The 12,297-nt window shown below is 33.7% G+C and carries 13 protein-coding genes and 1 pseudogene; 5 read left to right on the forward strand and 9 right to left on the reverse strand.

Annotated elements, in window-relative coordinates; genetic code table 11:
- Positions 1 to 61: 61 nt before the first annotated feature.
- From ACZLO7_RS09545 to ACZLO7_RS09560, 4 genes are all read right to left on the reverse strand, one after another.
- Entirely contained in the window at positions 62 to 472 is a 411-nt protein-coding gene (locus ACZLO7_RS09545; protein WP_464941019.1) for a DUF4183 domain-containing protein, read from the reverse strand.
- A gap of 769 nt (positions 473 to 1,241) precedes the next feature.
- On the reverse strand, positions 1,242 to 1,400 hold the full coding sequence (locus ACZLO7_RS09550; RefSeq protein WP_464941018.1) for a hypothetical protein: 159 nt from the start codon (positions 1,398 to 1,400) through the stop codon (positions 1,242 to 1,244).
- 667 nt (positions 1,401 to 2,067) lie between these two features.
- Positions 2,068 to 2,676, reverse strand: coding sequence for an exosporium glycoprotein BclB-related protein (locus ACZLO7_RS09555; protein ID WP_464941017.1), 609 nt, complete (start codon positions 2,674 to 2,676; stop codon positions 2,068 to 2,070).
- Positions 2,677 to 2,759: 83 nt separating this feature from the next.
- Entirely contained in the window at positions 2,760 to 4,103 is a 1,344-nt protein-coding gene (locus tag ACZLO7_RS09560) for a hypothetical protein (RefSeq protein WP_511261406.1), read from the reverse strand.
- Positions 4,104 to 4,347: 244 nt separating this feature from the next.
- Here ACZLO7_RS09560 and ACZLO7_RS09565 point away from each other — a divergent pair, with 244 nt between their 5' ends.
- The 4 genes from ACZLO7_RS09565 (at position 4,348) to ACZLO7_RS09580 (ending at position 6,847) form a co-directional block, all read left to right on the forward strand.
- Complete coding sequence (locus ACZLO7_RS09565; protein WP_464941015.1) at positions 4,348 to 4,992, forward strand: BMQ_0737 family morphogenetic spore coat protein; 645 nt, start codon at positions 4,348 to 4,350, stop codon at positions 4,990 to 4,992.
- 142 nt (positions 4,993 to 5,134) lie between these two features.
- Positions 5,135 to 5,707, forward strand: coding sequence for a hypothetical protein (locus tag ACZLO7_RS09570; RefSeq protein ID WP_464941014.1), 573 nt, complete (start codon positions 5,135 to 5,137; stop codon positions 5,705 to 5,707).
- The gene (locus ACZLO7_RS09575; RefSeq protein WP_464941013.1) at positions 5,700 to 5,996 is read left to right on the forward strand and encodes a hypothetical protein; all 297 of its coding nucleotides are present in this window, start codon (positions 5,700 to 5,702) and stop codon (positions 5,994 to 5,996) included. Before ACZLO7_RS09570 ends, ACZLO7_RS09575 begins: the two co-directional genes overlap by 8 nt.
- Positions 5,997 to 6,010: 14 nt before the next feature.
- On the forward strand, positions 6,011 to 6,847 hold the full coding sequence (locus tag ACZLO7_RS09580; protein ID WP_464941012.1) for a hypothetical protein: 837 nt from the start codon (positions 6,011 to 6,013) through the stop codon (positions 6,845 to 6,847).
- Positions 6,848 to 7,401: 554 nt separating this feature from the next.
- Here ACZLO7_RS09580 and ACZLO7_RS09585 read toward each other — a convergent pair.
- A pseudogene (locus ACZLO7_RS09585) lies at positions 7,402 to 8,361 on the reverse strand (beta-propeller fold lactonase family protein); the annotation flags it as partial.
- Between the two features lie 1,069 nt (positions 8,362 to 9,430).
- Here ACZLO7_RS09585 and ACZLO7_RS09590 point away from each other — a divergent pair.
- Positions 9,431 to 9,919, forward strand: a complete 489-nt coding sequence (locus ACZLO7_RS09590; RefSeq protein ID WP_464941011.1) for a lipopolysaccharide core heptose(II) kinase RfaY — start codon at positions 9,431 to 9,433, stop codon at positions 9,917 to 9,919.
- Between the two features lie 63 nt (positions 9,920 to 9,982).
- Here the strand turns inward: ACZLO7_RS09590 and ACZLO7_RS09595 are convergent, their stop codons facing one another.
- From ACZLO7_RS09595 to ACZLO7_RS09610, 4 genes are all read right to left on the reverse strand, one after another.
- Positions 9,983 to 10,456 carry a hypothetical protein gene (locus tag ACZLO7_RS09595; protein ID WP_464941010.1) on the reverse strand — a complete coding sequence of 158 codons (474 nt, stop codon included), beginning with the start codon at positions 10,454 to 10,456 and terminating at the stop codon, positions 9,983 to 9,985.
- Between the two features lie 104 nt (positions 10,457 to 10,560).
- Positions 10,561 to 11,343 carry a class I SAM-dependent methyltransferase gene (locus ACZLO7_RS09600; RefSeq protein ID WP_464941009.1) on the reverse strand — a complete coding sequence of 261 codons (783 nt, stop codon included), beginning with the start codon at positions 11,341 to 11,343 and terminating at the stop codon, positions 10,561 to 10,563.
- Positions 11,344 to 11,672: 329 nt separating this feature from the next.
- Positions 11,673 to 11,795, reverse strand: a complete 123-nt coding sequence (locus ACZLO7_RS09605; protein WP_464941040.1) for a hypothetical protein — start codon at positions 11,793 to 11,795, stop codon at positions 11,673 to 11,675.
- A complete protein-coding gene (locus tag ACZLO7_RS09610) occupies positions 11,749 to 11,883 on the reverse strand; it encodes a hypothetical protein (RefSeq protein WP_464941008.1) in 135 nt (44 codons plus the stop codon). Before ACZLO7_RS09610 ends, ACZLO7_RS09605 begins: the two co-directional genes overlap by 47 nt.
- Positions 11,884 to 12,297: the final 414 nt, after the last annotated feature.

A 12,297-nucleotide genomic window follows, 5' to 3' on the forward strand; every position in this document is an offset into this window, starting at 1 on the left:
GATGGGTGGTCTTTAATTTTCTCACCCCCCCTTCAAGATAAAAAGTTTAGAAGGTTTTATATCACATTTGTTGGAATCCCAATGATTCTATAATGATGGGAGTTCCAGCAAAAATTGTTCCATTAAATGGGTTGATGATTAGTGAATCTGGGGTTACTTTATATGCGCCGCCCTCTTGCATCACAGCGTTGATGTAAAGATTGTCATATCCGTTGGGATTAAAAAGTTTGAATTCTGTTACTGGATTGCCATTATCATCTGTAAATAAATTTGCAGGAATGGTTACTCCGTTTGTTAAATCAATATCTTCTGTAACAATAAAGAAATATCTATTTATTATTGGAATAATAGTTCCTTCAGGGATAACAACTGGAGGAGGTTGAATAGAACCTATATCAATAGCTTTAATACGGGGCCAAAGAACTTGGTTATCTTCACAGCAACTGTCACAAATCAATTTTTTGGGGTTCATTTTTTTGTCACCTCCATTCCATAATATGTTAGTAATCCCGTAAGTTATAGGTGTTTGTTACTTATAAATTGAGAAAGCTGTTCATTCACTAATATTCTATGAATTAATGTCGGAAGGAGATTGAGAAGTACAGAGGAGATAGTGCTGAACATTTTGAGAAAAAAAGACATTAAAAAGCCACTCCCTATATCGGAAGTGACCAATTATATAATTTGAGTTGTAAAAATTATAAAGTTGCATTTTGTTTATGACACTACGGTAGTATCAACTTAAAAAGCTCCTTATTAACAATGTGAAACAAATTATAACCAATAGGATTAAAGATAAAATTATGGTAAGAAGGCCTCTAACAAGAGTAGTTATATTTTTTTCATTCATCAATCCAAAGTTGGTAAGGATAAAAGTTATTATTGTTGCCACTAATAAAAAAATCAAGGGATGGAAGTGAAAGTATGATACAAAAAACATTGTAATTTAGGAAGAGTTAATTGTGATAAAGAATAATGGAAGTGATGAAAACCGTTAATACTTCAATGTTTATAGAGGGAGTTTAGTTGAATAAGAAGGAGTAGAAGGTTACTTTAAATAGATATATCAAAGTGAAGCTATAAATTTCATAAATATATTGAATGAATATCTGAAGGAAAATGTTCATTCAGGAGTGAGGACTTCAAAAAACACCTCCCTTCACACAAGTGACCGCTAGTATTTACTCACTCCTCACTCTCTATGATTGATATGCTTTTAAAGCAATAAACTTAAGATGAACCTAACTATTCCCACCACTTCCACCACCGCCATTGTTTCCACCGCCGCCGTTTCCACCGCCGCCGTTTTGTATAACACACGCGATAGGGATAGCAACAAAAGGTCCAAATCTGTTACATCTATTTTTCCAAGATGAACCACCGCTTCTGCATCTTTTCATAAAAAACACCTCCTCTCCCCAATATTTTATTCATCAAAGCGACGGATAAATAGGGCGAAATTAAACTAAAATTTAGGGCAATCCACTACATATTACGGATAACCAAGAATTTGTGAAGAATTATACTTTAACTAACGGAGAGCTTTAGTTGAATTTTCGATTCACGAAATATCAAAACAAGAAGACAGAATTTAATCTATCTTTTAGTTTAAACAGCAACAACCTTTGAGAAAACAGCCTAAATAAAACACATTTATTAATCAATTCTTATTCTAAAGCTACATCGATGATTGGAATAAGGATTGATAACTACATTATCATCTGATTTCAAATCAAGCATTATTCAATAATCGAAAGGCTTAGGAGATATTCCTAATCCTTTTTTGGGGGCAATGAAAGAAATGTTATGAATATAGCATTGGTTTTCTATGTATTCAAAAAGATTTCTTTCTGTAGCCCAATATGCTTGGCACGGAAAGCATCATCACGCTCATATTCAAATTGCTTTGGCGAAATTATAACTATATTTTTAGAGAGAAAAGCAGGTGATTTCCGGATTTTAGGAAAATCACCTACTTTACTTATTACTTTTTTCAAGTAATTATCGTATTTTACAAAGATAATGATACTGTATGGTAGCTTTAATCTAACTTACGAACATAATCTTTTATACAATATTAATTCCTGCACTTGCATTACCCTCAATAGTAGTAACAATCGCAATCCCTGTGGTAGTAACCGAGTACACCATTAATAAACGATCACCAGCAGCTACTGGCACTGGTGCAACGTTTGCAGTACCAGATGTAATAGTACCTACTGCTATTGTTGAGAGAGCTGGTTTTAAATCAACAAATGCTGTTGTAGGGCTGAAAATATTACTTCCCGCCACCGCGCGGTAAACTTGTGCTCTGACTGTTGCTGTTCCTGTAAGGGTTACAGCAACTGTTGCAGACAAGGATGCAGATATAGATGTAATACTACCAGCACGTGGAACTGAAAAGCCTTCCGTTCCAGTAACAGCTGACAAGTCTATATTATTACCAACAAGAGATACCCCTGGAATAGCCGTACCAAATCCTACAAGACTTGTTGTACCGACTAAGCCACCAGCAAGTGTTACTAAAACAACAGGAATTGTTCCTGAAGCGAATGGGACGATAGTACCTGTTAGTGCTGGTGTAGTAATACAAGCAGCGTCTACAGCTATAAAAGGACCAAGTGCAGTACAATTATTATTTTTTGCGCAGCCGCATTTTGAATTATTCATACACATTTTTACACCCCCTTTCTCCCTTATACTATTCAGTTAAGATTAGGGGGGAAGGGCAGTTTACTTAAATGGTACACAATTTTAAACTAACTCCATTTTCGAAAGAAATTGAAAAACAAAGAGTTCTTTTCTTTTTTTTGCCCTTTTTCAGTTGATTCTTCTTTTACCTCAGGTTGCTTGTTTACCTCTTCAATTTGTATATGGGTTTCAAATTTATTCTCTGGCGTAACTTCAAAGACTTCAAATTCGTCACTTTTTAAAGTAGGGGATGTATTTGTGTTGTCTTTCTCATTAACCACTTTAGAATCATCAAGAATGGCAGGCTCATTAATCACTTTAGAATCATCAAGAATGGCAGGCTCATTAATCACTTTAGAATCATCAAGAATGGCAGGCTCATTAATCACTTTAGAATCATCAAGAATGGCAGGCTCATTAACCACTTCAGAATCATCAAGAATGGCAGGCTCATTAATTACTTCAAAATCTTCAAGGATGGCAGGCTCATTAACTACTTTAGAAGTTTCAGGAAAGGCAGCTTCATTAATTATTTCAGAAGCTTCAGGAAAGACAGGCTCTTTTGTTAATACAGAGCTCGCTTTATCTATAGTGATAACAGTGTTATTAATTTTTTCGGGTTCTCCGTAATTAACTAAATCTTCAGGTTTAAGTTCATTATCAATGGAATTATGGATTTCAGCATGCGGTAAAGTATTAGATTCATAAACTCTGATTGGAGCTTCCTTTGCGTTCATAGCGTTTTTAAAATGAAAGGTGGATTCGGTGGTGGTATTTCTATATAAACCATTATATATTTGGCTTGGATGAGTATTTGTTGATTGAAAGTATTGTTGATTAAAATGGCGTTCTTCGGGTACATTTCTTTGATTTTCATTGCGAGCGGAAGGTATACCATTGTTTGCATCTAATTGCCTGTTTATTGCTTTACCTGCCAGACTTTGTAACATTTTATAAGATGGCTGTTTTGATGTAATCACCGATTGGCTTGTTCTCTGTGTAATTATCGGATCTCTCTGTGCACCGTTAGAAATAAATTTAGATGTGTTTTCAGTTTTAGGTGTAGTGGTTGGAGTTTCAGTATTTTCAATCGTGAATAATTTGTTTAGAACCCTTAGCATTTCTTGGTTCATTTTCTCAATCATCTGATTCAGAGACTCAATTTGTGTCGATAGAAGTTTTATCTGCTCCTCATAGCCTCTGATTTGTGAATTCTGCTTATCTTCTATTGTTTCAGTTAGCCCTTCTATAAGTGCCAATTGCGTTATAATCCCATTAAAATCCTTTTTCATAAATAGATAATCATCATTTGAAGTCCCCATTTTTAATGAGGTTAACGTTTCCTTATAGGCATCTATTTTTTCCTTCCATTTTTCAATGTCTTGAGTGGAGTACAATCTTGAATCTTCCATTGCATTTCACCCCTTTCAGTCCATTAATATTTTATTAAAAATATTTACTTTCTGTTACAAATATATAGGTCCTTTCAAATATTTTAGTTTCTCCATAAGAAGAGGAGATGTAAGTAAATACGATACATACTGATACTTAAGCATTTTAATAAAAATCAGAACGAATTATTTGTTAGCCCATACACTTATAGCTATAAAACATATGATACAACGAAAGCTAAAATTTTATGGAGGTGTCGAAAGGATGCAAGAGAATATGCCATCCCAGGCGCAGGACCCAGAATTAATTTGTATAAACGTTGATAAGGTATTTGACTGGATTGTAAAAGAAATGTCGTTTGATATTTCCCCTACGGGACCAATTACTTTTACAGGAGTAACAGCAGCTACTGACTTAACGGGTGCAGTAGTTACATGTAAAGTAGTTCCGGCAACAAGTAATCCAATTGTAATTTTGAACCGTGAGAATCGCCAATTCTCCATTGATGGTTCAACGGTATGTCTTCAAAATCTAACTATTCAAAAGAATTTTATTCTCACGATAGTTGTTACTTTACCGAATGGAACTATGTTCACAAGCAATAATATTCCAGTTTCGCGTTGTGAACAAGTAACATTATGTGCGCCAAAAGGGACAGATGTAGAAATTTTATTTACAGATTTAGATTGTTTCGTTTGTACAACAGGATCATTAACAGCTGGAGACGGCACAATTACGTTTTCTGCACTAACAATTACTGTATCAGTTTGCCAAAGTATTCAATCTACATTCCCAGTTACTGTGGAATTCTTAGCAACATTCTGTGAACCAAGAGCTGAATTACCATTCACATGTCCGGGTGTAGTTCGTCCTCAGCAGTGTCCCGCTATTTTCCCAACTCTTGGCTAGTGGTACTAACACCGCGGAGAAAATCATATCGTAAGGAGAGGGTAATCCTCTCTTTTTTTTATGAAAGAATTCAAATATATCTATCTCCTAAAAAATGCGAATTCTTTAGTTAATTTAATACTATTGGTAAGGGGGACTAATTATGACTGCTCGTATTCATGTGGAAGAAAAGATAAATGAACTAAAAAAACAAACGGATTTTTATGTTCATGAAATTAAACAAATGGTTGGTAAACTAATTATCCCGGATAGTGTCAACGTCATTAGTTATTTCACATCCTCGTTCAATATTTCTAATAATCCGGATGAAGAGAGCTTATGCTTGGGCTCTTATCATATTCGCAATATAGGTAATCAGCCTATAACAAATCCATATCTATGTATAAAACTACCTGAAGACTCTCCATTCTCTTTCTCTGGAAGGTATGTCTATGAACATTTTGCACCAAATTTAAAAGGAAACAGTAGCTGGGAGCGAATCAATGATCAATCGAACAAGGAGGAATTCTGGCTTAGACCTATAGGGAAAACAACGTTAGAGCCAAACGAAACACTATCATTTCCTAATTTCCAGATCAAATGGGGTCATAATTTATCTTATTCAGGAAGTATCATGGGTTCTACATATTGTGATCAGCTAGAAGATGGTGTCGCCGTCCTAAATCCTATTAATCTCAATGGAATTAGCTATACACAGGGGGATGAAAATGAGTGAGTATAAAAATATAAATCAAAAAATAGATAGTGTTATCCATCAACGTATGAAGGAACAGCTTACGAATTTTCCTAGCTATAGTAATGATGAAAATAATAGCTTTGCTTATCTCGAAAAAGGCACATTGAATCTACTTATTAATTATTTAATATCAGGAGAAAAGATAAAAGCTGAAGAAATAGGCGATGAAGAATTAGAAATTAAGCTTATTAAGCAGCTTGACGAGATGTTAGAGGAAAGTAAGGAGCAATTTGAAGAAGTGATTAGTTTACTTGAAAAATTGTCGTGATAGGAGGTGAAAGTGTGGATAATGATATTGTTAAAGACAATGATCCTGTTCAGCTTCAGCAAATGATCATTTTTTTAAGAGCCGAATTAGCGAAATATAAAAAAGATCCTGTTCAGCTTCAGCAAATGATCATTTTTTTAAGAGATGAATTAGCGAAATATAAAAATGAAATTAATAGGCTTAGAGATAGTGATTATTATTCACTAATACTAAGATTAGAGCGAGAAAATGTTCAATTAACAAAACAGAAAAGGGAGCTTTCGATGGAGCTTTTAAAGCAGAAGAGAGATCATGAAAAAAAAATAAAAACTTACTATGATGATATACAAGCAAGAGAAATCCAGAAGAAAAAACAACTTTCTTCGATAGAGGGTTTATTAAAAGAATTAAAAGAACTGCGTACAGAAAATAAGCTAATTAAGGAAACGATAAATTCAGATGCTAATCATATGACTTTAGTGGATGGCCTTGAAAATAAGTTGAATGTTTTTACAAGGGATATAAGCCAACAAATGGAGACTATAATTGAAGCCGTTGAAAGATCTCGTGTAGAACAAACTAATTCAAACAATCTTAATGAGCATTTATCCATAGAAATGGAGGAGAAAAGCACTGAGATAGAAAAATTATCGAAAGAATTAGCGGATGTAAAAAAACGTAACTTTTCTCTAAGTGGAAAAAAGGTGATGAATCCAGAGGTCCTTACACAATTAAATTCTCAAGTAAATAAGGTATTGGCTCAATCAATGGATTTTGAAAAGCAGTTGAATCATAAGTTACGCTTACTTGATGACTTGGACCACAAATTGAACGAGCTTACTATAGAAATAACTACTGATAAAACTGTATAAAAGTATGTTGAAGAAGGTTGTTTCAAAAGTAAGACAAGACACATTTTTGAAACAACTATTTTTGATGTTATTAGGATTCTACTTGTTGTTTCGTTTTTCACCAATCGGGCTTTTACGGGCAGTTAATGCAAAATAAACATAAGATATTTGGGGTGATTTGTAAAATTAAGGACAAGTCATTTTAAACAAAAATATCCTATAGGATAGACTTTTTTCGAGGTGTCTATCTTATAGGGGACAGTTTAAAGAAAAGGAAGACCTTTTTCTTTAAATTCTTTTTCGGTATTCATTACATTAAGTTGAACAGATGATGAAACTTCAACAAGTTGGATAGTAAACATTTTCACTCGATTTCCATTAAAATAATTCATGGATATCAAACAGATTTATTTGTTTTACATTAGCCATGGGCATTCACTTCGTTGGTTTTGGTTGTTTGGTCGCTACCATTATACCGAATCTTGGGAGGTGCCTGTTTTTTATTTGTTTGAAACCCTTGAGCCCCAAGGATTCTGGATTATGAAATCAATTCGTTTATATAAAAAGTTTATCTTCTATTGGCAGATTGTCCCGGTTTTTATACCAGTAGGACCGTTAAAACCTGGAATTGTATCGATTACTGTATTTGTTACTATATCTATGACAGACACAGTATTGTCAAGTTGATTTGTGACATAAGCAAGTGTTCCATCCGGCAAGATGGTTACTTGGTCAGGAGATGTCCCTACAGGGATTGTAGCAATCACCAAATTAGTTGCTGTACTTATAACAGATACAGTATTACTACCTTTATTTACAATGTAAACAAGTGTTCCATCAGGTGTAATTGCTGTTCCAACAGGTCCTAATCCAACAGGAATTGTAGTAAATACAGTATTTGTTGCTACTTCAATTACAGATACTGTGTTACTAGATTCATTTGTAACGTAAGCAAATTGTCCGCTTGGTGTGAAAACGATTGATCTTGGGCGAAGTCCCACTGGGATTGTAGCAACCACAGTATTTGTAGCTGTATTTATAACAGATACTGAATTTGAGTTTTCGTTTGCGACATAAGCAAACGCACCATTCGGAGTAAAAGCTATACCTTGAGGTTGGAGCCCAACTGGAATAGTAGCGGTTACGGTATTTGTAGCTGTGTTTATGACGGATACAGAGTTAGCTCCAGCTCCATGATTTGATACATAAACAAGTGTTCCATCAGGTGAAACCGCTACACCAAGAGGTTGAAATCCTACGGGAATGGTAGCGACTACAGCGTTTGTTGCAGTATTAAAAACTGTTACATTATCCGAGAAGAGAGCTGGAACATAACCAAATTCTCCATTGGGTGTAATTGCTACTTCTAGAGGAGCAGTTCCTACGGGAATGGTAGCTACTATAGTATTTGTCGCTGTATCAATTACTGATACCATATTATCAGGAGTAGCTAGCTGACCAGCATCTGTAACATACACTAAAAAATGACAAGGTGGAGTTGGTGGTACAGGTATAAATGGTGGCTTACAACGACAAGGACAACAAAAACCACAACAATGACAACGACAACTTGGATTTGATTTAAACTTGAATTTTTTAAAATTTTCCACATTACACACCCTTTCTTTCATATATTGATACTATATGCAAACAGAATTATATTTCTTGCACGTTTACCTAAACCAAATACTTCTGAAAAAGTGTCGAGTGGTTGTTTATATTAGTGTTTGCTGGATATTCTTCGAAAGTTCATTAATAGAAAGGACGAATTTCAAAGATGGATTCCCTTGTACTTTAAGAGTGAATAGAGAAAAGCTTTGTTAATATACTAGCGATGTAATTCCAGATTATAGATTAGAGAATAATTTATTAGATTATCTACTACAGATGAAGAAGAGTATTATATTCTGTTGAAAAATGGTAGTGTTATTTAATAATAGAGACCTCAAAATTCAATCACAAAAAAGTATATCGATTGATGTGTGAGTTAAATGTGCACTAAATTATCCGTAAAAAAGGCGTTTCTTCCAAAGGGAATTATTCGCTTAGAAAATGGGTTAACGAAATCCCTCTCTTAATAGCTGATAATAGAATATCAAGGGTTCTAAATATGTTGCCTACTGCCGATATCTAATTTTTTTGTATGGGCTAAACGGATGAAATGCATATTTTTCATTTATAAGTTGGATGAATACAATAATATAGAGGCGGGTAAAGTGCATTGTTTGACGTTTTACTAGAGAACATCTATAATGTGATTAATAAGAAAATTGAATATAATCTTCCGTTTAAGGGGAGTAGCTATACAATAAAATCGTCAATACAGGATAGAAATCCTCGGTTTTATTGGCAACTTTATAAGTTGTTTGCGAGACCTTACCGATTATTTGGTAAGGTCTTTTTTATGTAAAGGCGTTATAACCAACAAATCGGTTATAACGCCTTTTCTTGTTGCTAAAATAATGAATACCATAGAATGGAGCTGCTATTATTCTTATATTCCACGAGCTAGCCGCAAGTGTGAAAATTGCATCTAATCATCAACATACGCTTTTGGACTATGACAAATCTTTATCATTAATTGGGCAGGGAAGAAGTGCCTATGTGTTTAGAATTAAACAAACCGATAAAGCGATAAAAGTATTTTTCCCGGATTATATGTATATTGCTGAGCAAGAAGCAGAAATCTATAAAGTAATACATGATATCTCCTATTATCCAACCCTGTTTGATGCAGGTGTCAATTACTTGGTTATTGATTATATAGAAGGAACGACACTTTTTGACTGTCTAACAAAAGGTATCCCGATATCTGAAGGCGTCGTGCAAGATATTGATATAGCTTTGCAATTAGCAAAGCAAGAAGGGTTAAATCCATCGGATGTTCATTTACGCAATATCTTAATTACAGCCAATCATGAAGTAAAGATTATTGATGTAGCAAGGTATAGACAAACGAAAAACTGTAATCAATGGCTCGATTTAAAAAGGGCATATTATTGTTGTTATGAAAAGTGCTATTTTCCAAAGAAAATCCCAGAGTTTGTGCTGAATGGAATTGCAATGCTCTATAAAAAGAATCCTTTTAGATAACATTCGAATTGTTGATCCCAACTAGTAAAGGGCTATCTAAAAACTGATAGCCCTTTACAATATCTATTTTACTGATGAAATCCAATTGTTCCACTTATCCTGTGTGGTTTCGTAAACATCATCTTGTTTTGTTTTAAGATAATAAGTTGTTCCTATTTCAGCTTGCGATAAATCTTTGTAGGCAACAATTTTTTTGTATTCTATTCGTTTCCCTACATAAGCTTGCACTATTGTTGGTAAGCTGATGGTTTGTGATACTTTGAAAGCTGAACCAAGTTCATTAACTTTAAAGGCAACAAGTTTCGTTGTTGTCTTAACTTTCCCATTCACTTTTGTTTTCTTAGTGACGATTTTGTACACTTTGGCTTGACCTTCAGCTGTGTAATAATCATAAGATGTAATAGGTGGCTTCGGTGATAAGGGAATGATAGATGTCTCTGCATGTACTGTATCAAGTTCGCCATTAGGTGCTGAAACGCCTGTTAGAACAATACCACTTGCTAATAGTCCAGTAACGAGTGTTTTGACAACTTTCATTTCAATACCAACTCCTTGTGTGGGATGACTTTCTAAGTGAATACTTCTAACTAAAAAATATTATACCCAAAAAAGTTTTTAATAACCTAGGTGGCTGATACTTATTAATCTTTTATAGCTTTCCAAATAGTCCATCTATCTTTTTCAATAATTGCATTATTATTATTTGAAGCCAATTGTTCTTTAATGTACCTTACAAGCTCTTCAAGTTGTTTGTCACTCAAGTCATGAAGAATTGATCGACCTGTTCTGTTTAATAAGTCTATTTCTAAATCAGCTAACATTTTATAGGTCTTTCTTGTCTCCCAAAACGAAAATGCATGCGTATCTTTGAATCCTTCAGCTAGTAATGCTTTAATGACTTTTTCACTTGAATGTCTTCTGTTAGTCTCTTTACTCTTTAAGAATGGATATTTAGAGAAAAAATAACCTCTTATATGAGTGGAATTTCCTTCAAGAAGACAATCCTCTGGTGTTCTATCTTGAATAAGGAAAATACCACCAGGCTTTAGCAAGTGAAAAGCCTCTTTAAAACAGATATTTAAATCATTAATATGATGAATGACAGCTCTTTCTAAAATAATGTCATATTGTTCTTTTTTTAATTGAGTATTTAATGCATTGCCTAAATGGAAATCAACGTTGGTATAACTTTTACAGTTTTCTTTTGCAGAGGACAATATTTGCTCTGAGAAATCTAAACCCATCACAAAAGAAGCGCCCATTTCTGCAAAAGCCTTCGTGTAAATACCGCCGCCACAACCAATATCTAAAACTTTTTTACCTTTAACTTCACATATAAATTGGATCATATTCACCCAAGTATCATCTGCTTGTCGTTTAGCATAAGTAGAACGGTTATCCTGACTATGAAAATCAATTGCCATAAAATTACCTCCTGTTCTTAATAGCTCTATAATAATTGTGAATGAAAATGAGATATAAGTAAATGTTATATATATTATAATAATCAATAAATATTTCTTATGAATAATTTTCCAACTATTTATCATATAAACCCCATAAAAAAAACGCCCACTTTAAATAGTGGGCGAAAATAAAAAATAAGGGCTATAAAAGGAAGATTTCTCCTTTACTATATACTTAATTAACAGAAAAGTCTATCATTTAACATCGGTTTTTAAAAAATATTTCGCATAGCAAAGCGAATCTTTGAAACCTTCAAGTTCAGCTATATGGCTATGACAATGAATCATCAATCGAATACGTTTGCACAGGGGTTCACAGAAGAGCATTCAATTACGATTGAAGCCAATACTTCTGCTTGTCCCTCATAACCTCGTGCATTCTGTTTGACCCACTTGTTGCCGATATCCATTTCGATTGATCGCCTTTACTTGAAGTACTAATAATCTATAATTTTTTAAAATTAGCGCAACTGATTCAGCAACAAAAGGGGTTGCCATAGATGTACCTGTTAGTTCAACAAAATCACTATTTAAGTGAGTATATAAAATGTTTTCTCATGGTCCTACAAAATCTAGATTTACATTTGTATTATAACTTCTTTACTAAATCCTAGATATGAAATTTCTATTGTATCAGTTTTTTTCATCGCCCTCATTCCCTACATCCGTCACTAATACAATACCTTTTGAATGCGCATACTTTATAGCCAAAAAACCACTTCCATTTATGTAATCCATAATATACCGTGAAATCATTCTAATAATATAGTTCTTAATACATAGTTTGTGTTCATTTTAGGTGATATAATGAGAATTATTCGCTATTTGCAATAAAAATGTAATGTTATATACTTCTTCTTGTAACATAAAAAGAGGAATATTTTAGAACATGGAGAAGTATATAGCTCAATT

The organism is Viridibacillus sp. d25.2 (genome assembly GCF_055456015.2).

Coding starts and splice junctions, on each gene's coding strand:
- ACZLO7_RS09565 (WP_464941015.1), top strand. CDS start 4,348: ATGCAAGAGAATATGCCATCCCAGGCGCAGGACCCAGAATTAATTTGT.
- ACZLO7_RS09600 (WP_464941009.1), bottom strand. CDS start 11,343: ATGGCAATTGATTTTCATAGTCAGGATAACCGTTCTACTTATGCTAAA.
- ACZLO7_RS09555 (WP_464941017.1), bottom strand. CDS start 2,676: ATGTGTATGAATAATTCAAAATGCGGCTGCGCAAAAAATAATAATTGT.
- ACZLO7_RS09545 (WP_464941019.1), bottom strand. CDS start 472: ATGAACCCCAAAAAATTGATTTGTGACAGTTGCTGTGAAGATAACCAA.
- ACZLO7_RS09550 (WP_464941018.1), bottom strand. CDS start 1,400: ATGAAAAGATGCAGAAGCGGTGGTTCATCTTGGAAAAATAGATGTAAC.
- ACZLO7_RS09595 (WP_464941010.1), bottom strand. CDS start 10,456: ATGAAAGTTGTCAAAACACTCGTTACTGGACTATTAGCAAGTGGTATT.
- ACZLO7_RS09570 (WP_464941014.1), top strand. CDS start 5,135: ATGACTGCTCGTATTCATGTGGAAGAAAAGATAAATGAACTAAAAAAA.
- ACZLO7_RS09560 (WP_511261406.1), bottom strand. CDS start 4,103: ATGGAAGATTCAAGATTGTACTCCACTCAAGACATTGAAAAATGGAAG.
- ACZLO7_RS09610 (WP_464941008.1), bottom strand. CDS start 11,883: ATGGCAACCCCTTTTGTTGCTGAATCAGTTGCGCTAATTTTAAAAAAT.
- ACZLO7_RS09575 (WP_464941013.1), top strand. CDS start 5,700: ATGAGTGAGTATAAAAATATAAATCAAAAAATAGATAGTGTTATCCAT.
- ACZLO7_RS09605 (WP_464941040.1), bottom strand. CDS start 11,795: ATGGATATCGGCAACAAGTGGGTCAAACAGAATGCACGAGGTTATGAG.